Origin of the sequence: Brevibacterium ammoniilyticum, assembly GCF_038429965.1 — a bacterium.
GTDB lineage: Bacteria > Actinomycetota > Actinomycetes > Actinomycetales > Brevibacteriaceae > Brevibacterium > Brevibacterium ammoniilyticum.
Genome location: NZ_BAABNP010000001.1, coordinates 30,778 through 52,934 on the forward strand (window position 1 = coordinate 30,778; position 22,157 = coordinate 52,934).

Annotated in this window: 22 protein-coding genes and 1 tRNA gene; 13 read left to right on the forward strand and 10 right to left on the reverse strand. The window is 68.1% G+C overall.

Annotation, left to right across the window (positions count from 1 at the left end):
* Window positions 1–95 precede the first annotated feature (95 nt).
* The 4 genes from mfd (at window position 96) to eno (ending at window position 6,383) form a co-directional block, all read left to right on the forward strand.
* Window positions 96–3,719, forward strand: a complete 3,624-nt coding sequence (mfd, locus tag AAHA49_RS00160; RefSeq protein ID WP_342036772.1) for a transcription-repair coupling factor — start codon at window positions 96–98, stop codon at window positions 3,717–3,719.
* Window positions 3,716–4,222: a MazG nucleotide pyrophosphohydrolase domain-containing protein gene (locus AAHA49_RS00165; protein ID WP_342036773.1), complete on the forward strand. Its 507-nt coding sequence runs from the start codon at window positions 3,716–3,718 to the stop codon at window positions 4,220–4,222. The genes mfd and AAHA49_RS00165 overlap by 4 nt, the downstream gene beginning before the upstream one ends.
* Window positions 4,219–5,019, forward strand: coding sequence for a tyrosine-protein phosphatase (locus AAHA49_RS00170; RefSeq protein WP_342036774.1), 801 nt, complete (start codon window positions 4,219–4,221; stop codon window positions 5,017–5,019). The genes AAHA49_RS00165 and AAHA49_RS00170 overlap by 4 nt, the downstream gene beginning before the upstream one ends.
* 83 nt (window positions 5,020–5,102) lie before the next feature.
* Window positions 5,103–6,383 (forward strand): phosphopyruvate hydratase, encoded by a 1,281-nt coding sequence (gene eno, locus AAHA49_RS00175; protein ID WP_342036775.1) that lies wholly within the window; start codon window positions 5,103–5,105, stop codon window positions 6,381–6,383.
* 266 nt (window positions 6,384–6,649) lie between these two features.
* On the opposite strand, the gene AAHA49_RS00180 is transcribed toward eno, so the two are convergent.
* Complete coding sequence (locus AAHA49_RS00180) at window positions 6,650–7,576, reverse strand: DUF559 domain-containing protein (protein ID WP_342036776.1); 927 nt, start codon at window positions 7,574–7,576, stop codon at window positions 6,650–6,652.
* Window positions 7,577–8,185: 609 nt separating this feature from the next.
* On the opposite strand from AAHA49_RS00180, the gene AAHA49_RS00185 reads away from it, so the two are divergent.
* The 6 genes from AAHA49_RS00185 (at window position 8,186) to AAHA49_RS00210 (ending at window position 13,948) form a co-directional block, all read left to right on the forward strand.
* Entirely contained in the window at window positions 8,186–8,689 is a 504-nt protein-coding gene (locus tag AAHA49_RS00185) for an FtsB family cell division protein (protein ID WP_339392516.1), read from the forward strand.
* Window positions 8,686–9,237, forward strand: coding sequence for a DUF501 domain-containing protein (locus AAHA49_RS00190; protein ID WP_339392515.1), 552 nt, complete (start codon window positions 8,686–8,688; stop codon window positions 9,235–9,237). Before AAHA49_RS00185 ends, AAHA49_RS00190 begins: the two co-directional genes overlap by 4 nt.
* Window positions 9,238–9,245: 8 nt before the next feature.
* On the forward strand, window positions 9,246–10,184 hold the full coding sequence (locus AAHA49_RS00195; RefSeq protein ID WP_339392514.1) for a Ppx/GppA phosphatase family protein: 939 nt from the start codon (window positions 9,246–9,248) through the stop codon (window positions 10,182–10,184).
* Window positions 10,181–11,479: a S8 family peptidase gene (locus tag AAHA49_RS00200; protein WP_339392513.1), complete on the forward strand. Its 1,299-nt coding sequence runs from the start codon at window positions 10,181–10,183 to the stop codon at window positions 11,477–11,479. Before AAHA49_RS00195 ends, AAHA49_RS00200 begins: the two co-directional genes overlap by 4 nt.
* Before the next feature lie 79 nt (window positions 11,480–11,558).
* Complete coding sequence (locus AAHA49_RS00205; RefSeq protein WP_342036777.1) at window positions 11,559–12,932, forward strand: NAD(P)/FAD-dependent oxidoreductase; 1,374 nt, start codon at window positions 11,559–11,561, stop codon at window positions 12,930–12,932.
* A gap of 158 nt (window positions 12,933–13,090) precedes the next feature.
* Window positions 13,091–13,948, forward strand: coding sequence for a hypothetical protein (locus tag AAHA49_RS00210; protein ID WP_339392511.1), 858 nt, complete (start codon window positions 13,091–13,093; stop codon window positions 13,946–13,948).
* Between the two features lie 34 nt (window positions 13,949–13,982).
* Here AAHA49_RS00210 and AAHA49_RS00215 read toward each other — a convergent pair whose 3' ends face one another.
* Window positions 13,983–14,600: an NAD(P)-dependent oxidoreductase gene (locus AAHA49_RS00215; RefSeq protein WP_339392510.1), complete on the reverse strand. Its 618-nt coding sequence runs from the start codon at window positions 14,598–14,600 to the stop codon at window positions 13,983–13,985.
* Window positions 14,601–14,685: 85 nt separating this feature from the next.
* On the opposite strand from AAHA49_RS00215, the gene AAHA49_RS00220 reads away from it, so the two are divergent.
* Window positions 14,686–15,060 (forward strand): winged helix-turn-helix transcriptional regulator, encoded by a 375-nt coding sequence (locus AAHA49_RS00220; protein ID WP_339392509.1) that lies wholly within the window; start codon window positions 14,686–14,688, stop codon window positions 15,058–15,060.
* On the opposite strand, the gene AAHA49_RS00225 is transcribed toward AAHA49_RS00220, so the two are convergent.
* Both AAHA49_RS00225 and AAHA49_RS00230 read right to left on the reverse strand, forming a co-directional pair.
* Window positions 15,050–15,478 (reverse strand): hypothetical protein, encoded by a 429-nt coding sequence (locus tag AAHA49_RS00225; RefSeq protein WP_339392508.1) that lies wholly within the window; start codon window positions 15,476–15,478, stop codon window positions 15,050–15,052. The two genes, AAHA49_RS00220 and AAHA49_RS00225, sit on opposite strands and share 11 nt — an antisense overlap.
* A 43-nt stretch (window positions 15,479–15,521) precedes the next feature.
* Window positions 15,522–15,595, reverse strand: a tRNA-Leu gene (locus tag AAHA49_RS00230).
* Between the two features lie 147 nt (window positions 15,596–15,742).
* Here AAHA49_RS00230 and AAHA49_RS00235 point away from each other — a divergent pair.
* Complete coding sequence (locus AAHA49_RS00235) at window positions 15,743–17,014, forward strand: MFS transporter (protein ID WP_339392507.1); 1,272 nt, start codon at window positions 15,743–15,745, stop codon at window positions 17,012–17,014.
* A gap of 98 nt (window positions 17,015–17,112) precedes the next feature.
* Entirely contained in the window at window positions 17,113–18,015 is a 903-nt protein-coding gene (gene ppk2 / locus AAHA49_RS00240; protein ID WP_339392506.1) for a polyphosphate kinase 2, read from the forward strand.
* A gap of 93 nt (window positions 18,016–18,108) precedes the next feature.
* Here ppk2 and AAHA49_RS00245 read toward each other — a convergent pair whose 3' ends face one another.
* From AAHA49_RS00245 to AAHA49_RS00270, 6 genes are all read right to left on the reverse strand, one after another.
* Window positions 18,109–18,423: a hypothetical protein gene (locus AAHA49_RS00245; protein WP_342036778.1), complete on the reverse strand. Its 315-nt coding sequence runs from the start codon at window positions 18,421–18,423 to the stop codon at window positions 18,109–18,111.
* 332 nt (window positions 18,424–18,755) lie between these two features.
* The gene (locus AAHA49_RS00250; RefSeq protein WP_342036779.1) at window positions 18,756–19,841 is read right to left on the reverse strand and encodes a TIGR01906 family membrane protein; all 1,086 of its coding nucleotides are present in this window, start codon (window positions 19,839–19,841) and stop codon (window positions 18,756–18,758) included.
* Between the two features lie 110 nt (window positions 19,842–19,951).
* Entirely contained in the window at window positions 19,952–20,878 is a 927-nt protein-coding gene (locus tag AAHA49_RS00255; protein ID WP_342036780.1) for an AEC family transporter, read from the reverse strand.
* A 134-nt stretch (window positions 20,879–21,012) separates the two neighbouring features.
* A complete protein-coding gene (locus tag AAHA49_RS00260; protein WP_342036781.1) occupies window positions 21,013–21,333 on the reverse strand; it encodes a hypothetical protein in 321 nt (106 codons plus the stop codon).
* A gap of 63 nt (window positions 21,334–21,396) precedes the next feature.
* Window positions 21,397–21,738 carry a DUF202 domain-containing protein gene (locus AAHA49_RS00265; protein ID WP_342036782.1) on the reverse strand — a complete coding sequence of 114 codons (342 nt, stop codon included), beginning with the start codon at window positions 21,736–21,738 and terminating at the stop codon, window positions 21,397–21,399.
* A complete protein-coding gene (locus AAHA49_RS00270) occupies window positions 21,735–22,151 on the reverse strand; it encodes a YidH family protein (RefSeq protein WP_425286492.1) in 417 nt (138 codons plus the stop codon). Before AAHA49_RS00270 ends, AAHA49_RS00265 begins: the two co-directional genes overlap by 4 nt.
* Window positions 22,152–22,157: the final 6 nt, after the last annotated feature.

The window sequence follows — 22,157 nt, forward strand, 5'->3', positions numbered from 1 at the left end:
GCACGGTGTGCGACGGCGGTGGCGGGCTTCGCCGCAGGTCAGCGTCACGCCGTGGGCCTCAGGCTCGCGTCAGTGCCGTGGACTAGAATTGCCAGGTGCTCAACGGACTCGATCTCACATTGCAGAATCCCACCGTCACCGAACTCGTCGAGGCCTTCCGGGACCCGACGACGACGGGCGGGACCATCGACGCGATCAGGGGACTGTGGCCGTCGATCCTGCGACGCACCGTCTCCACCGGCGGCCCTGTCTCCGCCGACGGCCCTGTCACCACTGGCGGCCCCGTCTCGCCCCAGCTCATCGTCACCGCCACGACCCGGGAGGCCGAGGACCTCGCACGCTCGCTTGCCGACTGGGTGCCCGCGGAGTCGATCGCGGTCTTCCCCAGCTGGGAGACGCTGCCGCACGAGAAGCTCTCGCCCCGCTCCGATACGGTCGGTCAGCGCCTGGAGATCCTCCGCCGGCTCGCCCACCCGAAGCCCGGACGCGAGCTCACCTTCGTCATCGCGCCCGTCCGCGCGTTCCTCCAGCCCCTGGCCAAGGGCCTCGGCGAGATCCCCCCGATCGAGGTGGCCGTCGGCGACGAGGTCGAGATCGAAGCGACCGCCGCCCGCCTCACCGAACTCGCCTACACCCGGGTCGACATGGTCTCCCGCCGCGGCGAGTTCGCCGTGCGCGGCGGCATCGTCGACGTCTTCCCGCCCACGGCCGACCATCCCCTGCGCATCGAGTTCTTCGGCGACGAGGTCGACGAGATCCGCGAATTCGCGGTGGCCGACCAGCGGTCGATCCCCGCCGAGCCCGACGCCGCTCCGCTCGTCCTCTCCGCCCCGCCGGTGCGCGAACTCCTCCTCACCGACTCCGTGCGCGCGCGGGCGGCCGAGCTCTCGGCCTCGCTGCCCTCGGCCGCGGACATGCTCGAGAAGATCGCGGCAGGCATCGCCGTCGAGGGCATGGAGTCCCTCACCGCGGTCCTCGCCGACGGCATGGAACCGCTCATAGCCCTGCTGCCGCAGGGCACGAAGATCATCATCACCGAACCCGAACGGGTCGAGGCCCGCGCAGTCGACCTCGTGACGACGACGAACGAGTTCCTCCAGGCAGCGTGGTCGGGGGCCGCCGGCGGCGGTGAGACCCCGATCGACCTCTCGGCCGCGACGTTCCGCACCCTTGACGAGATGCGGGAGGGCGCAGGGCTCATCGGACTCGCGTGGTGGGAGATCGGCGGCTTCGCCGCCGATGCCGAGCTCGCCTCCCCGGGCGACAACCTCTTCTCCGTGCCCGCCAGGCCGCCGAAGGGCTACGCTGGCGATGTCGAGGCGATCCTCGCCGATGTCAGGGGACTCGTCCACGACCAGTGGCGGATCCTCGTCCTCACCGAAGGGCAGGGACCGGGCAAGCGCATGGTCGAGGTGTTCTCCGAGGCCGGTGTGCCCGCGAGCTTCGTCGAGAACCCCACCGATGTGCCCGAGGCGCTCGTGACGGTGACGACGGCGGCGCCGTTCGGCGGGTTCGTCTTCGACGACCTCAGATTGGCCGTGCTCACCGAGGCGGACGTGCTCGGTCGGGCGGCGGCCACCTCGACGAGGGACATGCGCCGACTGCCGACGCGGCGCAAACGCAACCAGGTCGATCCGCTCAACCTCGCCCCCGGGGACCTCGTCGTCCACGAGCAGCACGGGGTGGGCCGGTTCGTCGAGATGACGCAGCGCACCACCGGCAAGGGTAAAGCCAAGCACACCCGCGAATACCTCATCATCGAATACGCCCCGGCCAAGCGCGGGCAGCCCGGTGACCGCCTCTACGTCCCCAGCGACGCCCTCGACCAGGTCAGCCGCTACGTCGGCGGGGAGAACCCGAGCCTGAACAAGATGGGCGGAGCCGACTGGCAGTCGACGAAGGCGAAGGCCCGCAAGGCGGTCAAGGAGATCGCCGGGGAGCTCATCCGCCTCTACTCCGCCCGGCAGGCCACCGTCGGCCACGCCTACGGACCCGACACCCCGTGGCAGCGCGAACTCGAGGACGCCTTCCACTACGTCGAGACCACCGATCAGCTCACGACGATCGACGAAGTCAAGGCCGACATGGAGAAGTCCGTGCCGATGGACCGCCTCATCTGCGGCGACGTCGGCTACGGCAAGACGGAGATCGCGGTCCGCGCGGCGTTCAAGGCGATCCAGGACGGCAAGCAGGTCGCCGTGCTCGTCCCCACGACCCTGCTCGTCCAGCAGCACTTCGAGACCTTCGCCGAACGCTACGCGGGATTCCCCGTCACCGTCGGCGCGCTCTCCCGGTTCCAGACGAAGCAGGAGTCGGAGAAGGTCGTGGCCGACCTCGCCGAGGGCAAGCTCGACCTCGTCATCGGCACCCACCGACTCCTCAGCGGCGAGGTCCGGTTCAAGAACCTCGGACTGGTCATCATCGACGAGGAGCAGCGCTTCGGCGTCGAGCACAAGGAGACGCTCAAGGCGATGCGCACGAACGTCGACGTCCTCGCGATGTCGGCGACCCCGATCCCGCGCACCCTCGAGATGGCGGTGACCGGGATCCGGGAGATGTCGACGCTGGCGACCCCGCCCGAAGAGCGCCACCCGGTGCTCACCTACGTCGGGAAGTACGAGGACCAGCAGGTCAAGGCCGCGATCCGCCGCGAACTCATGCGCGAAGGGCAGGTCTTCTACATCCACAACCGGGTCCGCGACATCGAGGCCGTCGCCGCGCACCTGGCCGAGCTCGTCCCCGAGGCGCGCATCGCGATCGCCCACGGCAAGATGAACGAGCATCGGCTCGAACAGGTCATCGTCGACTTCTGGGAGAAGAAGTACGACGTGCTCGTGTGCACGACGATCGTCGAGACCGGCATTGACATCGCCAATGCGAACACGCTGATCATCGACCATGCCGACCGCTATGGGCTCTCGCAGCTCCACCAGCTGCGCGGCAGGGTGGGCCGCGGTCGCGAACGCGCCTACGCGTACTTCCTCTACCCGCCCGACACCCAGCTCACCGAGACCGCCCACGACCGGCTGACCACGCTGGCCGCGCACACCGAGCTCGGCGCAGGCATGCAGGTGGCGATGAAGGACCTCGAGATCCGCGGCGCCGGCAACCTGCTCGGTGGTCAGCAGTCGGGGCACATCGAAGGGGTCGGCTTCGACCTCTACGTCCGCCTCGTCGGCGAGGCCGTCGCGAACTTCCGCGGGGAGGACACCGAACCGGAGGCGGAGATGCGCATCGAGCTGCCCGTCGACGCCCACCTGCCCGCCGAGTACGTCGACCATGAGAGGCTGCGTCTCGAGGCCTACCGGAAGCTCGCGGCAGCGGCGAACGAGGATGAACTCCAAGAGGTCCTCGACGAACTCGTCGACCGCTACGGGCCCTACCCGGAAGCTGTCGGAGTCCTCGCCGACGTCGCCCGCCTGCGCATCCGGGCCCGCGCCTCGGGCGTCAGCGACATCGTCGTCCAAGGCAACTTCGTGCGCTTCGGGCCCGTCGAACTCGAGGACTCGCAGGTCGTGCGCCTCAAGCGGCTCTACCCGAAGACGCTGCTCAAGCCCGCGATCCGGTCGGTGCTCGTGCCCAAGCCGATGAACGGGGACGGGTTCGGGGCCAAGGAGATGACCGATTCCGACATCCTCCGCTGGGCCCACCAGTTCCTTGACGCGATCGTCCCGGTCATCCCCGCCGAGGTGGTCGAATCCGAGGTCGTCCGGGCATGAGCGCCGTGCGAGCGGGTGGCGACGGGGGTGCGGTGAGTGCCGACGGGATCGTCGAGGCCATGGCCGTGCTCCGCTCCCGGTGCCCGTGGTCGTCGGAGCAGGACCACGGCAGTCTGGTGAAGTACGTGCGGGAGGAGACCGAGGAGCTCGTCGACGCGCTCACCGACTTCCGGGCGCAGCCGACGCCCGAGCACCGAGAGGCGGTCCTCGACGAACTCGGCGACGTCCTCTACCAGGTGCTCTTCCATTCGGCCCTGCTCGACGAGAGCGGGGGAGAGAACTACGGGCACAGCCTCGGCGCCGTCATCGCAGGCCTGGAGGCGAAACTCGTGCGCAGGCACCCCTTCGCCTTCGACGGGCAAGGGCGGAACGGGCCGATGGCCTCGCTCGAGGACGTCGAAGCCGAGTACCGTCGGATCAAGGACGAAGAACGAGACGCAGGCGGACACCGAGCCGACCACGTCGGACACCGAAGCGAGACAGACGGAGAAGAGGGACAGTGAGCTTGGACAGGATCGACATCGAGGGGACCTTCAACTTCCGTGACCTCGGCGGGGCGCCCGTCGGTGAGGCCTCGGTCGCCAAGGGTCGGGTGTTCCGGGCCGACGGCCTCGCCCAGCTCACCGACCGCTCCAGGGAGGAGCTCACGCGGCTGGGGATCACCACAGTGCTCGACCTGCGCGACATCGGCGAGAGGTCCAAACGGCCCGATGCGATCGAGGGACTCGACGTCGACTACATCGAACTCCCGGTCTTCGAGGACCGGTTCTTCCCGGCCGCACCGCCCACGCCGGAGGAGATGCGCGAGCTCGCGGAGACGACGGGACTCGATCTCACCGACCGGTCGCTGCGGCGGATCTACGACTACCTCATCGACCATTTCGGGCCCCGGCTGGCGCTGGCCGTCGACACGATCGCGAACCGGTGCGAGTCGGGCATCGTCTTCCACTGCTCGGCCGGCAAGGACCGCACGGGTCTCGTCGCGGCGTTCGTCCTCGACCTCCTCGGCGTGGACCGGGAGGACGTCCTCGACGACTACACAGTCACCGAGGACCACCTCGGCGGGGCGTTCCTCGAATCGATCCTGCGCAACTACTCGGATGCGGGGATCTCCGGGAACCTCGTCGAGACGGCGACGGCCGCACCCCGGGAGCTGCTGGCGGGCATCCTCGATTCGCTCACCCGGACCTACGGTGACGACGCGGTGGAGAAGTACCTGCTCGAGCACGGAATGGATCCGGCGACCCCGGCCCGACTGCGGTCGAGCCTGCTCGTGGCAGGCGACGACCGGGCCGCGTGAGGGCTGGGCGGATCCCGGTTGTGCACTAAGCTGAGGCGCAGGCACATGTTCCCCATGTGAAACCGACTGCTAAGGAGTAATCAGTGGCTGAGATCGTTGCCGCAAACGCCCGCGAAATCCTGGATTCCCGGGGAAACCCCACCGTCGAGGTGGAAGTGCTCTTGGCCGACGAATCCGTCGGTCGCGCCGGAGTGCCCTCCGGTGCCTCCACCGGTGAGTTCGAAGCCGTCGAGCTGCGCGACGGGGACCCGGAACGCTACCTCGGCAAGGGTGTGACGAACGCCGTCGACGCCGTCATCGACGAGATCAACGATGCCATCGTCGGACTCGAGAGCGACGACCAGCGCCTCGTCGACCAGGCCCTGATCGAACTCGACGGGACCGAGAACAAGTCCCGCCTCGGCGCGAACGCGATGCTCGGCACGTCCCTGGCAGTGGCCCGTGCGGCAGCGGTCTCGGCCGACCTTCCCCTCTACCGCTACCTCGGCGGACCGAACGCCCACGTCATGCCCGTGCCGATGATGAACATCCTCAACGGCGGATCGCATGCCGACTCGAACGTCGACATCCAGGAGTTCATGATCGCTCCGATCGGTGCGGCGAGCTTCCACGAGGCCCTGCAGTGGTCGGTCGAGGTCTACCACGCGCTCAAGGGCGTGCTCAAGGAGCGCGGCCTGTCCACCGGTCTCGGCGATGAGGGCGGCTTCGCGCCCAACCTCGAGTCCAATGCCGCGGCCCTCGACCTCATCCTCGAGGCCATCGAGATCGCCGGACACCGTCCCGGACGCGACATCGCGCTCGCCCTCGACGTCGCCTCCTCCGAGTTCTACAAGGACGGCGCGTACGAGTTCGAAGGGGAGAAGAAGTCGGCCGAGGAAATGGCCGCCTACTACGAGGAGCTGCTCGGCAAGTACCCGCTCGTCTCGATCGAGGATCCCCTCGACGAGAACGACTGGGAGGGCTGGGCGAAGCTCACCGCGGCCATCGGCTCGAAGGTCCAGCTCGTCGGCGACGACCTCTTCGTGACCAACCCCGAACGCCTTGAGCGCGGCATCGACAACGACACCGCGAACTCGTTGCTGGTCAAGGTGAACCAGATCGGCACCCTCACCGAGACCCTCGACGCCGTGGCCCTGGCCCAGACCAACGGGTACACGACGATGATCTCGCACCGCTCCGGCGAGACCGAGGACACGACGATCGCCGACCTCGCGGTGGCCACCAACGCTGGACAGATCAAGGCCGGCGCCCCGGCCCGCTCCGAGCGCGTCGCGAAGTACAACCAGCTCCTGCGCATCGAAGAGCAGCTCGGCGACGCGGCCCGGTACGCCGGCAAGCGCGCCTTCCCGCGCTTCGAGGCCTGAGCGCCCGGACCCGGGCGCATGACCTCGCCGAGGCGGGGGTCGGATGATCGTCGACGATCACCCGACCCCCGCCTCGGCGATTCACTCAGGTTACGCGGCTAGTCCCACGTTCCACCCGACGTCCTACCCTCCGCTTCGCACACCGACGCTTCAGCGCGACGTCCTACCCGTCCACGGGTGGTTCATCGCGCTCCACCTGACGGCAGCGGAGAGCTTGAGCGGCCACGGCTCCTCATTGCGGGCCTGCCGCCATCCCTGAGCGAAGCTCACCTCGCCGAGGCGGCCGCCGCGGTTTCCGAGCGCATGATCGCGAGCTTGATCTCCTCGAACTTCGCCTCGGAGAAGAGCTCCTTCCAACTGATGCGAATGACCTGCCAGCCTCGGTCGCGCAGCCATTGCTCACGGCGGCGTTCCCTCTCCAGCTCTTCTCGCGGCACGCCTGAACCGAGGTAGAGCTTTCCGAGACCGTCGATTTCGACGATGAGCCGGGCTTGCCTGTGACAGAAGTCGACTCGGATCTGCGTACCTGCTTCGTCGATCACGAAGCTCACCTGCGGGGACATGCCGTGGATTCCGTGCTCGTAGAAGCGGACGGCGGCGATCGACTCGGCAGGGGATTCGCGCCTGCCGTCGGCGAGTTCGAGAGCGCGTCGGACCTTCTTCGTGTTGCGCTTCTCCACCGCCTGACCGAGGACCGTGAGGATCTTCTCCGGGGTCGTCAGGTGACGGTGGAGCGCATCGTCGATCATCGCCACCGAGACCTCCAGGCTGTAGGCCCGAGCGACATCGACGAGTGTGCGTTCCAGAGTGGTCACGCGCATCCCGCGGATCGTGCCCTGATGATGTTTGGGAATCGGCGTGCCGCGCACATGGAGGTTCGCGAAGCGTCGGTTGATGCCGGGACGCACCACTTCGACCTGGTGGGTGACGGGGGAGGCGAGCGGCAGACCGTGGATGATGGCCGCCGAGATGTGGGAGATCACCTCGGTGCCCGACGATGAGCTCGCGGTCTCGCCGTCCGATGGTTCGGTGCCGTCTCCTGAGCCCGACTGTCGGCGCTGGAACTGCTGTTCGCATCTGGCCATCACCGCCGCATCGAGCTTCGTCACCTCATCGCGCATGTCTCCGTACTCGGGGTAGGCCTCGAACGTGCTGTCTTCGATGCCTGCCCACAGCGGCCGATGAGTCTCCACTGCGCACACGTGTTTGGCGACGTACACGCCTCGCGAGAGACGCAGCAGGCAGCACTTTCGGGCGAAGCGGATGTCTTCATGATTGAACCCGAGTCGATTGAGCTCTTGTGTTATCAAAATTCTGTACATAGATACAAACTGCATCAAACGTGTTGTAAACGCAATAAGAGATTCACGATCTGTGGATAACTCTGTGGGCGTCTTGTGGGCAGCTGTGGACGGAACGGTGGCATCGGGTTCGCCGAGGCGTGCGTGGGGAAGCGTCGGGTCCCGCGCGGGCTGTCGTCAGGCTTGGCTCGATTTCCTACCCGTAGACATGTAGGACGTCGAGCTCGAGGTGGTGCGTGCGGAGCGGAAGGTGGTGTGTGCGGCGCAAGGTGGTGCGTGCGGCGCAAGGTGGTGTGTGCGGTGCGAGGTGGTGAGAGGAGTGGGCGGTGGTGTGTGGAGCTGAGGGAGGTGGGTGCAGGTGCGGGTGTGATTTGGACGCGACTGTTCGGTGCGCCACGCGAACACGCCACGGCGGCGAAATCCTCGGCGACCGGTGATCGACACGGCAGACTTGGAGTACTGCGACTGCCTTCCCAATCCCCGGTCGCACAAGGAAGAGTCATGGTTCCGAGCAAACCGAGAAGAACTGCCCCCAAGACGGCCCCTGGCAAAGCCACCCCTCGGCGACGCCCCAAGCCGGTCGTCGAGGTGCCCGCACAGCCGGACGCGCGCGGGCGCCGCATGTCGTGGCAGGCCGGGGTGTTCCTCGCCGTGCTCGCCATCGTCCTCGTCACGTTCCTGCCCTCGATCAACTCCGCCCTCAAGCAGGCCCAGCAGATCGCGGCGCTGAACAACGAGATCGACTCCACCCGCTCCGAGGTCGAAGCGCTGCGACAGAAGAACAAGGACCTCAAGGACCCCACCCAGATCGCCCGCAAGGCCCGGGAAGAGCAGTACTACGTCGAGAAGGGCAAGAACGCCGTCATCGTCACCAATCAGCAGACAAGTGACGATGACGATTCGGACACATCCTCCCCACAGCGCAGTCAACCCTGGTACCTTGAGTTGCTGGAGTCGATCGAAGAGGTCGGCAATTCGAGCAACACGACGGGAACCCCCAGATGATCACAGAGTGCACCGAGGCGGACTTCGCAACGCTGAAGGAGCAGCTCGGACGCATTCCCCGCGGTGTCGTCGGCATCGCCGCCCGCAGCACCGCCGGTGAACCGCTCGTCGTCGCCACCGCCCCTCGTCTCGAGGACGGCACCCCGTTCCCCACGACGTTCTACCTCACCCACCCGGCGTTCGTCGCCGAAAGCTCGCGCCTCGAAGCCTCGGGCATCATGGCCGAATGGACCGCCGAGATCGCCGAGGACGATGAACTCGCCGCAGCCTACCGTCGCGCCCACGAGGCCTACCTCGCCACCCGCTCCGAGATCGGCCAGGACGCCGGCATCGCCGAGGTCGAGGAGATCGCCGACTTCTCCGCCGGCGGCATGCCCACCCGCGTGAAGTGCCTGCACGCCCTCGTCGGCCACGCCCTGGCCGCCGGGCCCGGGGTCAACCCGATCGGCGATCGCGCACTCTCGTTCATGAACGACGTTCCGACCCCGGCCGTCACCGACGCAGAGACGACGGACGCACAGACGACCGACGCCGAGACGACGGACTAGGGGGAACCATGCGCGTAGCCGCCTTCGACTGCGGAACGAACTCACTGCGCCTGCTCGTCGCCGACGTCGACGAGACCGGGGCGATGATCGAACTGCGCCGCGAGACCCGCATCGTCCGCCTCGGCCAGGGCGTCGACGCGACCGGCGAATTCGCCCCCGAAGCCCTTGAGCGCACGTTCGCCGTCACCCGGGAGTACGCGGAGATCGCCTCGGAGTACGCGCCGGAAAGGATCCGCTTCGTGGCCACCTCGGCGAGCCGGGACGTGAAGAACCGGGATGAGTTCTTCGCCGGGATCTTCGCGATCCTGGGCGTCGTCCCCGACGTCATCTCCGGAGACGAGGAGGCCCACCTGTCCTTCCTCGGCGCCACCGCCGGGCGCAGCGCCGAGACGGGACCGTTCCTCGTCATGGACCTCGGCGGGGGATCGACCGAACTCGTCCTCGGCACCGGCGAGGTCGACGCCGCCGTGAGCATGGACATCGGGTCCGTGCGCCTGACCGAGCGGCACATGAACACCGAGGTTCCCGACGGCGACCAGATCCGCGCGGCCGTGACCGACATCGACACCCACCTCGACCGGGCCGCCGAGGTGGTCGACCTCGCCGCCGCCCGCACCTTCATCGGCGTGGCCGGCACCGTGACGACACTGACCGCCGGCATCCTCGGACTCGACAGCTACCAGCGTGAGCGCATCCACGGCGCGCAGGTCACCGTCGCCGAGGTCGAAGCGCAGGCCGACGCCCTCGTGCAGATGGACCGCGCCGCCCGTGCCGCGCTGCCCTACATGCATCCCGGCCGCGTCGACGTCATCGCCGCCGGCGGCCTGATCTTCGCCCGTGTCGTCGCCCGCGTCGACGAAGCCGTGCGCGCCGCCGGGTCGGACCTGACGATCGTCGTCTCGGAGACGGACATCCTCGACGGCATCGCCCTCGACCTCGCCTCATGAGCGCCGTCCCCGGCCGATCGAGCGGTCCCGCCCCCGGACGGTCGCGCCGCGTCGCCCTCGGTGCGCGCAGGTTCGCGCTCATCGGACTCGTGCTCGCTCTCGTCTTCGGGACCGCCCATCCTGCTCTTGCCGCTCCCAAGGCCGGACCCGGACAGTGGTTCATCGGCGACTACGGCATCGACAAGCTGTGGAAGACCTCCACCGGCAAGGGCGTGAGCGTCGCCGTCATCGACTCGGGTGTGAACAAGAACCACGAGGACCTCAACGGCGTGGTGACGAAGGCCAAGGACTTCAGCGGCCTCGGCAAGGACGGCACGACCCCTATCGGCGGGAAGACCACGATCCACCACGGCACCGCCGTCGCCGGTGTCATCGCCGGTCAGGGCGAAGGCGCCGGCCCTGTCGGCGTGGCCCCCGACGCGAAGATCCTCTCCGCGTCGATGTGGCTGGGTCCCGACCGGCCCAAGGAGTCGGGATCGACCCGGGAGCAGGCCGCCGAGGCGATCCGCTGGTCCGTGGACAACGGCGCCAAGGTCATCAACATGTCGCTGGGCTGGGACGACCCCGCGTGGCCCGAGAGCTGGGACAAGGCGTTCGCGTACGCGTATGAGAAGGACGTCCTCGTCGTCGCCTGCGTCGGCAACGCCTCCCAGGGCGCGACCCAGGCGTGGTCGCCGTCGACGGTTCCCGGCGTCATCGGCGTCGGCGGACTCGGCAAGGACGGGCGCGTCCTCGACGCCTCGACGGCGCCGGGCACCGCCGTCGACCTCATGGGTCCGGCCGCCGACATCCCCATCCCGTACTACTCCGGCGGCTACGCCGAAGGTCAGGGCTGCTCGTTCGCGGCCCCCGTGGTCTCCGGGGTCGCCGCGCTCATCCGTGCCGACAACCCCGACCTCAGCGCCGACGAGGTGGCCGCGAAGCTGCTGTCGACCGCGAAGCCGGTGGCCGGCTACAAGGGACAGAGCACCCAGGACAAGCCCGATCCGATCGTCGGCTGGGGTCGCCTCGACCCCGAGGCGGCGATGAAGGCCGACGTGCCGAAGACCGTGCCCAGCGCCGCCGACGCGCTCTCGAGCTGGGTGAAGATGCACCGCCGCGCCGACACGGATCCCGCGGAGACCGAGACCGCCGCACCCGCCGAGGACGACAGTCCGAAGGCCGTCGCCCCCAAGGACGTCGTCGCCTCGCAGTCGACCCCGACGCTCGGGTACTGGCTGCTCGGACTCGGAGGCGCTGTGGGCATCGGACTCCTCGTCCTCGCTCTCGTTCTCCACCTCCGTCGCCGACGCTGATCGCGGGCCGTGATACGCGTCTCATCTGGGACGTCGCAGGCAATTAGTGAAAGTTTTCACAAGGGCCTAGGATGGGGTTATGGCTCTCATCAGAAACTCGAAACTGCGTCCACGAATCCTCGTCGTCGGTGGCGGATACCTCGGCCTCGTCACGGCCCAGAATCTGCTGAAGAACCTCGGCCGCGGTGAAGCCACCGTGACCGTGATCGACCCCAACCCGTACATGACGTACCAGCCCTTCCTCCCCGAGGTGGCTGCCGGTTCGATCGAACCCCGTCACGCCGTCGTCCCGCTGCGCCGCAACCTGCCCGGCGCCGAGGTGATCACCGGCTCGGTGACCTCGATCAACCACGCCGACAAGTTCGTCGTCGTCGAACCCGAGAACGACGAACCCTTCGAGCTCGACTACGACCACATCATCATGGCCGCCGGCTCCGTCGCCCGCACCCTGCCGATCCCCGGCCTCAAGGAGAACGCGATCGGCCTCAAGCGGATCGAAGAGGCTGTGGCCCTGCGCGACCACCTCCTCTCGCGTCTCGCCGACGCCGCCCTCATGGAGGACGACGAGGAGCGTCGCAAGGCGCTCACCTTCGTCTTCGTCGGCGGTGGCTTCGCAGGCATCGAACTGCTCGCCGAACTCGAGGACGTCGTCCGCTCGGCGATCGCCCAGTACGAGACCCTCACCGAGGCGGACGTCCGCTTCGTCCTCGTCGAGGCCCTCGGTCGCGTCATGCCCGAGGTCGGCGAGGCTCAGGCCCGCTGGGTCGTCGAGCACCTGCGTGAGCGCGGCATCGACGTCTACCTCGAGACCTTCCTCCAGGACTGCACCGACAAGCGCGTCAAGCTCTCGAACGGCGAGGAGTTCGACGCCGACACCATCGTGTGGTCGGCCGGCGTCAAGGCCAACCCCGTCCTCATCGACTCCGACCTGCCGATCGACGAGCGCGGCCGCGTGACCGTGCGCGCCGACCTGCGCGTCGAAGGCGAAGACGGCGTCGTCGAAGGTGCCTGGGGCGCCGGTGACAACGCCGCTGTGCCCGATCTCTCCGGCGGCGGCGTGGGCGGCTTCTGCGTGCCCAACGCTCAGCACGCCGTGCGCCAGGCTCCGGTGCTCGCGGCCAACGTGCTCGCCGCCCTGCGTGGGGAGACCGAGTTCAAGCAGTACTTCCACAAGACCATCGGTTCGGTCGCCGGTCTCGGCCTCTACAAGGGCGTCTCCCAGATGGGCGACTTCGAGGCCCGCGGCCTGCTCGCATGGCTCATACACCGCGCCTACCACGGCTACGCGATCCCGAGCCTCGACCGCAAGGCGAAGGTCTTCGGCAACTGGATCCTCAACTTCGTCCTCGGTCGGGACACCTCGCCGCTCGTCGATCTCGACGTGCCGCGCAAGTCCTTCGTCGAGGCCGCTGAATCCAAGCCGGTTCCGAAGAAGGAGCCCGTCAAGGCCTGAGCCTGACAACAGATCCACTCGGATCCGAGACGACAGCGCCGGGAGTGTTCGCACTCCCGGCGCTGTCGCGTTCCGCGAGGGATCGGGACCGCAGGTCGTGATGAGCCTGTGATCTCCTCACCGACACAAACGGTCTGAGCGGCGACTAGGGTGAGGGCATGAACCGCATCGTCGCGATTCCCGCCCTCGTGTCCCTGCTCGTGCTCACCGGCTGTACCGGCGCAGGAGGGAATCCGCCCGGGACCGGGGGCACTCCCACCTCGGCGGTAAAGACCCCATCGGAGGCTGCCACCGAGGATGATACGGTCGTCGCCGACGAACCCCTGCCCGTCGGACTCTGCGGCCAGGCACCGGCTCCGCTGTCCGACCAGAGGGTCTATCAGGGGTCGAAGGAGACCGACTGCGGGCAGGCCAGGGACGCGCTCACGGCATTCGGGCGCGGCGAGGACTCCGTGGACGAGTCCGGCCACGGCACGTTGGTCGACGGCTGGTCGTGCGTCTTCCCCATGGACAACGAGATCGTCGACTACGCGATCACGCTCTCGTGCGAGAAGGGCGGACAGCGCTTCGTCCTCCGCCCGCGCTCCGTTGCCGTACCCGCCGGCTACGCCGTGCTGCCGTGGGACTACGAGGGGACTGCGACGGGAGCTGCGGGGATCTACTTCACGACGGAGTCGCGGAAGCACCACTGCAGCTTCACCGAGACCGAGCTCGGCTGCGACAACTTCAACTTCCCCGACGACCTCCCGCCGGTGCGCTACATGGGGCAGCCGCAGCAGCCCACCGCGATCGTGCTCGAGCCGCAGGGCTCACCGCGGTTCGAGGTCTACGGGGATCCGACGTTCACCCAGTACTCCGATTCGGGGGAATGGGGTGCGGACACGAGAGTCCTGGGCTACGGTGAGGTCCTCTGGGTGCGCGGCATCGGCTGCACGACGGATCCCGACCGCGGCGTGGTGTGCACCAATGGCCAGCACGGATTCGAGATCTCGTCCAAGCGGTACGCCATCAACTGAGGGTCTGCCGGGTTCGCAGCTCACGGTACGAGGATCAGTTGACCTCGGAGTTCGCGACGGTGAAGCGGGCGTCGGTGTGCTGGGGATCCTCGATCTCGTCGACGAGGGCGATGGCGAAGTCCTCGGCGGAGATCGAATCGCCGGCCGGGGAGTCGAGGGCCACGGCGTAGTAGCCGGTGCGGGTGCCGGGCGCGATCTGCGGGGCGGGGGAGAGCATCGTCCACGGCGAGTAGTTCCCGTCGCGGAGCAGCTCGAGGGCGCGCGTCCCGGTCTCGGCTTCGGCCTTGTAGACGGCGGGGAAGCCGGGGGTGTCCTTGAGCAGGGTGTCACCGACCGACAGGGAACCGGCTCCGCCGACGACGATGAGTCGGGTGTCGCCGCTGGCCTCGGCGAGGGTCTTCAGCGCTGCGAGCCATTCGCCGTGGTCGCCGCCGGTGCGGCTGGGGCCGGTGGCGGAGACGATGACGTCGTTCTCGGCCACGACGCGGGCGTCGAAGTCGGCGTCGGCCATGTCGCCGGTGAGGCTGTGGGCGACGCCGGGCACCTCGGCGCCCGAGCGGGTGATCGCGGTGACCTCGAGTCCGCGCCCGGCGGCTTCGTCGGCGATGCGGGAGCCGACCATGCCGGAGGCTCCGAAGAGGGCGATTCTCATGTCCGTACCTTTCGTTGGTTCATCTGATGGCTCAACGATATACTTCGGATACCACGTACCTCAAAGATACTAATGGAGATTTCTCATGGCAATCGCCTGGGAGGGCAACGCGTACGATCCGGAATGCCCGACGCGCGTCGTCCTCGATCGGATCGGGGACAAGTGGACGGTGCTCATCATCGAGGTCCTCGACGCAGGTCCGCGGCGCTTCAACGAGATCCGCCTGGCCATCGGAGGCATCACTCCCAAGGTGCTCACCTCGACGCTGCGTTCCCTCGCCGCCGATGGCCTCATCGTCCGGGAGGCGTTCGGAGAGGTGCCGCCGCGCGTCGAGTACCGGCTCACCGACCTCGGGCGGTCGCTGCTCGAGCCCGTTGCGGCCCTGAGGCAGTGGGCGGAGCGCAATGTCGCCGAGATCGAGGGCAATCGGAACAGCGCCGAGGCGGTGGCTACGCGCTGATCGCGGCAACCACCTCGGCGAGGTCCCGCAGCTCACCGGCGATCCGGTAGCGCCGCGGATGGCCCGAGTAGATCCAATTGTTCGTGATCATCGACGCGCTCGCCCCGTTCGTCGTCGCCTTGAACTCCTCGACGTCGAAAGCGGCCGTGCGATCGGCGAGCACACGCGCCCGAAGTGCAGGAGCGAGCGCCTGCCAGTGGTCGGCGGCCTCGTAGCCGATCTCCTGCCAGTGGCCACCGCGTTCTCGGAAGGAAAGGGGACGGAGACCCAGCGTCGTCGGGTCCGGAGACTCAGGGAGTGCAGCCGCGACATCAGCGGCGACGATGAGTGCGGGGCCGACCGCCTCGGCGGCGAGGGGATCGTCGATCCCGGACACGGGCTGCGGTCGATTCCCGGGGGAGAGGAGCATCGGAGTCATAGGGACATCCTGCCCGAGCGTGAGTGCTCAGGCGAACCGGAGGTCCCCCCACTGGGACTCGAACCCAGACTGAATCGATTTTAAGTCGACTGCCTCTGCCGATTGGGCTATAGGGGGCGGCGCACGCGTGGTGCAGCGGCGTCGTCGCCAGCACTCACTCTACCGTCCCGACGGGTCCGGATCTCCCAGGCGCGACCCACCTCGAGAGGGTCGGAGAGTGAGACATCGTCGTCTGCATGATGATCGGGGACTACCGTCGGGCCTATGACTCCGACCCCGCCCAGCCGTCAGGCCTGGGTGATCCTCGTCGTCGGAGTCCTCGCGCAGATGGCTGCGACCGTCGCCATCACCGGCCCGGCCTTCCTCATCCCGTACCTGCACACCGAACTCGGCTTCTCCCTCACCCAGGCCGGCACGGTCGCCGTGGCCCCGAGCTTCGGCCTCATCCTCACCCTCATCGCGTGGGGTGCGGTCGCCGACCGGTACGGGGAGCGGCTGGCGATGACGCTCGGCCTCGGTTTGACCGCGCTGACCTCGGCGATCGCCGTGGCCGTCGTCGATTCGCCCGTCTGGCTCATCGTCGCCATCGCCGCCTCCGGAGCCGCAGCGGCGTCGGTGAACTCCGCGAGCGGGCGCGTCGTCATGGGCTGGTTCCCCCGCCACCGCCGCGGCCTCGCGATGGGCATCCGACAGATGTCCCAACCCCTGGGCACCTCCGTCGCCGCCCTCGCCGTCCCGCCCATCGCCGCCGCCGGAGGCATCGCCGCCTACCTCTGGTTCGCCGCCGCCGTCACCGCTGCGATGACGCTCATCTGCCTCCTCCTCATCCGCAATCCTCCTCCCGCCGAGGCGGTTCCCAGCATCGTCGACATCGACGATGGTGCGGCGCCGGGGGAGAGTGCGGGAGCCCGACCCGCGGTCACGGGCCAGGTGAGGGCGGGGGCCGCCTCGGCGGACAATCCCTACAGGGAGGACTCCTTCCTCTGGCGGATCCACGTCGTCTCCGCCCTCCTCGTCGTCCCGCAGTTCGCGTTCTCCACCTACGGACTCATCTGGCTCATCAGCACCCAGGGGATCTCCGCCGGGGCAGCCGGGGGCATCGTCGCAGCCGCTCAGCTCATCGGTGCGATCGGACGCCTCGTCGTCGGGGGAGCCTCGGACGCCCTAGGCACGCGGGTGGGACTCATCCGCGTCATCGCGCTCGCCGCCTGCGTCCTCACCGCCGCCGTCGCCCTCGTCTCCCTCACCCCACTGCCCATCGTCGCGGCGGTCGTCTTCATCCTCGCCTCGACGGTCTCGGTCGCCGACAACGGACTCGCCTTCGCCTCGGTGGCCGAGGCGGCAGGACCCCGCTGGTCGGGCAAGGCGCTGGGAGCTCAGAACACGGGACAGTTCGCGGTCTCGGCGCTCGTCGGCCCCGGCCTCGGCGCTCTCATCACCGTGCTCGGGTACCCGCTGTCGTTCGCCGTCGTCGCCGTCTTCCCGCTCATCGGGGCGGGACTGGTTCCGAAACACGACGTCGATCGCATAACCTGATGTTCATCTCGGGTCAGTACCGTCCGAGGCGCCAGCACCAACCCAGTCGATGTCGCAGTCGGACCCGACGACGGCATCGCTGAAGCGAAGGAGACACCGTGTCCATCCTGCCGAAAGAGAACCTGCGCGAGTACATCGACAAGCTGCGCATCGAGGGATACACGGTCACCGACAGCCACACCCCCGACCCGCAGCTCATCGACCCGATGGGGCGCGCCGTCGAGACCTGGCGGGAGGGTTACCCGTACCCGGAGCTCATGGACCGGGAGGAGTACGAACTCGAGAAGTACCGACTCCAGGTGGAACTGCTGAAGTTCCAGTACTGGGGCCAGGACACGGACTCCAAGCACGTCATCGTCTTCGAAGGCCGCGACGCCGCCGGCAAGGGCGGGACGATCAAGCGCTTCACCGAGCACCTCAATCCGCGCGCAGCCCGCGTCGTCGCGCTCAACAAGCCCTCTGACCGGGAAGCCGGGCAGTGGTACTTCCAGCGCTACATCTCTCACCTGCCCACGAACGGCGAGATCGTCATGTTCGACCGCTCGTGGTACAACCGGGCCAACGTCGAACGCGTCATGGGCTTCTGCACCGACGCCGAATACCAGACGTTCATGGAGCAGGCACCCGTGTTCGAGAAGATGCTCATCGACTCCGACATCCACGTGACGAAGTTCTGGTTCTCCGTCACCCAGCGCGAACAGCGCACCCGGTTCGCGATCCGCCAGATCGACCCCGTCCGGCGGTGGAAGCTCTCGCCGATGGACCTCGAATCGCTGGGGCGGTGGGACGACTACACGGTGGCGAAGGAGGAGACCTTCCGACGCACCGACACCGACCACGCCCCGTGGATCACGATCAAGAGCAACGACAAGAAGCGCGCGAGGCTCAACGCGATGCGCTACTTCCTCAACCAGTTCGACTATGCGGGCAAGGACACCTCGGTCGTCTACGCCCCCGACCCGCTCCTCGTCCGCCGCGGTCGCGACGCCGTCGACGACTGAGGTCTGTTTAGGCGGGCGGTTCCGGTGGTTTCGGCGGGCCGTTTTGGCTGGTGGTTCGCTTGTCCCGGCGACGCGCTCAGGTTGGAGGTTCGCTCAGGCTGGCGGTTCCGGTGGGCCTTCGGTGCTCGAGTCGTCGCCTGCTCCCGGATCGTCGTCGGTGAGGACCGCGTCGACGTCGACCGGCCCGGCAGCGTCGGCGCCGTGTCGATCGGGATCGACCTCGTGTTCCTCCGTCGTCCCGGCGCTGGAGGCGCTGCCGCCGACGGAATGATCGCCGCGGTCGACCCTCACGTGCGGAGCAGTGGTGACCGCGACGGCCGGTTTCGAACTCCTATCGGGTGAAACTGTGTCCGGCGTGGCCTCGTCCCCGGTGGTCGCCTCGTCTGCCCGTGCGTCGTCTGCGCTCATCGCTGACCCTCCAATTCGGCATGGTGACTTGCTGTCAACGGTAGACCGGGATGCAGCGGTGCGCAAGGGGAGGTGGCGGGCCCAGCGACGGACCGGTGCTGGGTGTCTCGAGAACGCCGCAGGTTCCGTGAACCCGTCTGCGTCCCTCGCGAGCCCACCGCCGTGCAGATAGGCGCGCACCTATCGGCAGCGGTGGATGTGTTGCCGGCCGACACACATCGGCCGCGGTGAATGTGATGCGGCCGGGTGGAAGGGGAAAGACCACCCGGCCGGAACCGTGGGGCGCGTGAGCGCCGTGATGCGCCGCGAGACGGTGGGTCCGCGGCAGCCTCTCAGATCGCGTCGGCTGCTTCGCGCTGCGCCTTGCGTGCGGCCTTGCGCTTCTTGTGGCCGGCGAAGCTGAAGAGGAAGAGGATGATCGCGAGCAGGAGGAAGATCGCGCCCGCACCGATGCCGGCATCGACCCAGAACTGGGGCGGGAAGAGTCGGATGAGGGAATCGTCGGCGTAGAACTCCCAAGTGCCGTTGGCGAAGAAGATGCGGTGGAAGCCGCGGAAGAAGCTGTCCCAGCCCAGCAGTGCGACCACGGCGATGCCCGCCATGGCGATGATGCTGAAGATCGACCCGAGCCGGAACCCGATGCGCATGCCCAGACCTCCCTTGCGGGAGAGGTAGAGCGAGAAGAGGACGGTGCCGATGAAGCCGACGATCGCGATGAGGTAGAGCAGGGAGATGAGTCCCTTGACGTCGGCCATGTGGTTGAGCTCATCGGAGATGAACACCGGTTCGCCGTTGGGCAGGATGACATCGGCGAGGTAACGGCGCCCGTCGAGGTTGTGCAGGTAGTCGATGACATAGGTCGCGTAGTGCTCGCGGTCGGCCTGACCGAAGCCGAACTGGTCGGCTGGGAAGCCCGGACGGAAGTACTCGAACTTGAGGAACATCCCCGAGGCGATCGCGCGAACGGCGAGGGCGAGCAGCATGAACGGCACGGAGAGTGCGATCCAGATCGTGCCGATGATGTCGAGCGGGTTCTTCCGGCGCTCCGGGAACTCCGGTTCGTGGGTGTCCCGGGAGGTCGCGGCCTTCGTCACCGCGGCCCAGTCGGCTTCGCTCATCACCGAGGAGTGAGGCGTCGTCGCCGAGGTGTCCGTCGATTTCGCCGGGACCTCGCGGGTGCGGGCGGTGTCCTGGGGCGCGCTCGAATGCGCGGGGGTCACCCGAACCGGACCGGTCGAGGGCCGAGGCTCCTCCTTGAGGATGGGATCCTTGATCGGATCGAACGCCTCGGTGTCGGTCGACGGGTCGTTCGCGGCCTCGGGCGATGCCTTCGACGGTGTCTCGGCAGCGCTGTGGGACCCCGAGCTCATGCGCCTGCTCAGGAGGTCTTCGGTCTCGTTCTTCTCGTCTCCAGCCACGGTCCCATTGTCAGTGACCCGGCAGGCGATGCCCGGGAGGACACGCCCTGCAGCCCCAGATCGCCGAGGTGGCCGCAGGCAGGTGCGAGGGCCGCCGTGGCCGGCGGGGCTCAGCCGAGGAGGGCTGCGACGATGACGAGAGTGGGCACGGCGAGAACGGTGGTGATGAAGACAGCGTCGCGCATGAGCGCCTCGGACTGCCGGTACTGCATCGAGTAGATGTAGACGTTCTGCGCTGTCGGCAGCGCTGAGGTGACGACGATCGCGAAGAGGTCGATGCCGGTGTAGCCGAGCAGCGGGCCGCCGATCGCCCACGCGATGACCGGCTGGAGGACGAGTTTGCCGACGGTGATGTAGCTCAGCTGCGACCGGGTTCCACGCACCGGCAGCGCCCACCCGTCCTTGAGTGAGATCCCGAACGCGAGGAGAGCTCCCGGCACCGCCGTCGCCCCGATCATGTCGATGGGTTCGAAGATGAAGCGCGGAAGCTCGAATCCTGTCGCCGAGGCCGCCACCCCGGCTGCGGCACCGAGGAGGATCGGGTTCTTGAGCACCTGGAGGATCGTCGAATACCAGTGCGTGTCGTGCTTCTTCTTGCCCGCGGCGTCGAGGACGGCCATGCCGATGGGGGCGAGGACGATGAGCTGGAAGAGCAGGACGGGGGCGACGTAGCCGACGTCGTAGAGGACGTAGGCGGCGATCGGAATGCCGAGGTTGCCGATGTTGACGTAGCTGACCGCCCATGCCGAGAACATCGCCTCACCGGTGCTTCGCTTCCGGATCCAGCGGGTGAGGGCGAAGAGGAGGATCCCGACGATGATGGCCGACCCACCTGTTGCGAGCAGGGCGGAGTTGAAGATGAGGTCGAGGTCGGTCTGGGAGACCGTGACGTAGAGCAGCGTCGGCGTGCCCGCATAGAACACGAGCTTCGCGATGACCTGCTGGCCGGTCGGGCCGAGCACCCCGGAACGTCCCAGGAGGAACCCGACGAGGATGACTCCTGCGATGACGGCGAAGCCTTCGAATACGGCCAGCATGGTCTACCGGTGGTCCTCGCTTCCTGGGATCCTGCGGTCTGTGGTGCTCACGGTGCGCGGCTCGGCGCTCACGGTGCGCGACGAATTGCGTGCGGTCTGCGGTGCGAGCGCGTGCGGCGGTGCGCTCGTGGCGGTCAGTCGGCGTCGCGCTGGGCGTCGACGGCGAGGTACGCGGCACCCGCGGCGGCAGCGGTGACGGTGACGACCGCCGGCCACGCGCCGATCTTCTTCGCCAGGGGGTGCGAGAGGCCGAACCCGCCGAGGTAGGCCAGGCCGAGGGCAGTCGCCGTCGGCCAGCCGCGCTTGGCGTACCACGTCCGTGCGGCAAAGCCGCCGGCGGCGGCGAGCACGACGCCCCCGAGCGGGCGGATGCCGGTCTCGCGGGCGGTGAGGTACCCGCCGATGAGACCGACGGCGACGAGTGGGGCGGTGGAGACTTCCTGGGCGTCCTTCATGGCCACCAGTCTAGGGTCGCCGGTGCGCGGACCGAACGGCGGTCCCACGACGAGGATCGCGGATCAGCTCAGCGTCAGACGGATCACCGAGGCGATGCCGAGGACGGCGATGAGGCACACCGAGGTCGTCAGCCCGAGGATGGGCCACGGGCTCGGGCGACCGCGTTCGGCGCGGATCGACCCCGAGCCGACGCGGTAGCGGTGGACCTGAAGGGCGACGACGGCGGCCGCGAGTCCGATGCAGATGACGAAGACGGAGACGGAGAGGACGGGGAAGAGCGTGATCCAGCGGATGAAGAGGAGGCTGACGACCGTCATCGTCAGGCTCGTGCGCAGCCACGACTGGGTGGTGCGCTCAGGCTGGAGGCCGGGATCCTCGTGCGGGGCCAGCCTCGGGGTGCTCACAGCACTCCGGAGAAGACGAGGACGAGGAGGCCGGCTCCCAATGCCGAGGCGAGGCTGACGATGGGGATGATCAGCGGCAACGGCAGCGACTGCTTGCGGCGCATCGCCGATTCGATCCGGAACCAGCGGAACGCGGCACCGGCAGCGAGGACGAACCCGATGGTCATGAGCACGATCGACAGGGTCGCCCGGAGGCCCGGAGTGAAGACCGCGCCGGTGAAGGCCTCGACGGCGATGCCGCCGCCGATGAAGGCGAGTGACGTGCGGATCCAGGACAGAAACGTACGTTCGTTGGCGAGCGTGAAGCGGGGGTCGGGATCCTCCCCGTCGGGGAACATCCGCCGGGCGAGTCGGCCGCGTGTGTCATCGGAGTCCACGATTCTGAGGATACACGCGCTCGCCGGTGTCCCCATCCGTCC

Excerpts from the sequence above, each read along its gene's own strand:
- AAHA49_RS00165 (WP_342036773.1), top strand. The coding sequence starts at position 3,716 with ATGAGCGCCGTGCGAGCGGGTGGCGACGGGGGTGCGGTGAGTGCCGAC.
- AAHA49_RS00185 (WP_339392516.1), top strand. The coding sequence starts at position 8,186 with ATGGTTCCGAGCAAACCGAGAAGAACTGCCCCCAAGACGGCCCCTGGC.
- AAHA49_RS00190 (WP_339392515.1), top strand. The coding sequence starts at position 8,686 with ATGATCACAGAGTGCACCGAGGCGGACTTCGCAACGCTGAAGGAGCAG.
- AAHA49_RS00195 (WP_339392514.1), top strand. The coding sequence starts at position 9,246 with ATGCGCGTAGCCGCCTTCGACTGCGGAACGAACTCACTGCGCCTGCTC.
- AAHA49_RS00200 (WP_339392513.1), top strand. The coding sequence starts at position 10,181 with ATGAGCGCCGTCCCCGGCCGATCGAGCGGTCCCGCCCCCGGACGGTCG.
- AAHA49_RS00205 (WP_342036777.1), top strand. The coding sequence starts at position 11,559 with ATGGCTCTCATCAGAAACTCGAAACTGCGTCCACGAATCCTCGTCGTC.
- AAHA49_RS00210 (WP_339392511.1), top strand. The coding sequence starts at position 13,091 with ATGAACCGCATCGTCGCGATTCCCGCCCTCGTGTCCCTGCTCGTGCTC.
- AAHA49_RS00215 (WP_339392510.1), bottom strand. The coding sequence starts at position 14,600 with ATGAGAATCGCCCTCTTCGGAGCCTCCGGCATGGTCGGCTCCCGCATC.
- AAHA49_RS00220 (WP_339392509.1), top strand. The coding sequence starts at position 14,686 with ATGGCAATCGCCTGGGAGGGCAACGCGTACGATCCGGAATGCCCGACG.
- AAHA49_RS00225 (WP_339392508.1), bottom strand. The coding sequence starts at position 15,478 with ATGACTCCGATGCTCCTCTCCCCCGGGAATCGACCGCAGCCCGTGTCC.
- AAHA49_RS00235 (WP_339392507.1), top strand. The coding sequence starts at position 15,743 with ATGACTCCGACCCCGCCCAGCCGTCAGGCCTGGGTGATCCTCGTCGTC.
- AAHA49_RS00245 (WP_342036778.1), bottom strand. The coding sequence starts at position 18,423 with ATGAGCGCAGACGACGCACGGGCAGACGAGGCGACCACCGGGGACGAG.
- AAHA49_RS00255 (WP_342036780.1), bottom strand. The coding sequence starts at position 20,878 with ATGCTGGCCGTATTCGAAGGCTTCGCCGTCATCGCAGGAGTCATCCTC.
- AAHA49_RS00260 (WP_342036781.1), bottom strand. The coding sequence starts at position 21,333 with ATGAAGGACGCCCAGGAAGTCTCCACCGCCCCACTCGTCGCCGTCGGT.
- AAHA49_RS00270 (WP_425286492.1), bottom strand. The coding sequence starts at position 22,151 with ATGGGGACACCGGCGAGCGCGTGTATCCTCAGAATCGTGGACTCCGAT.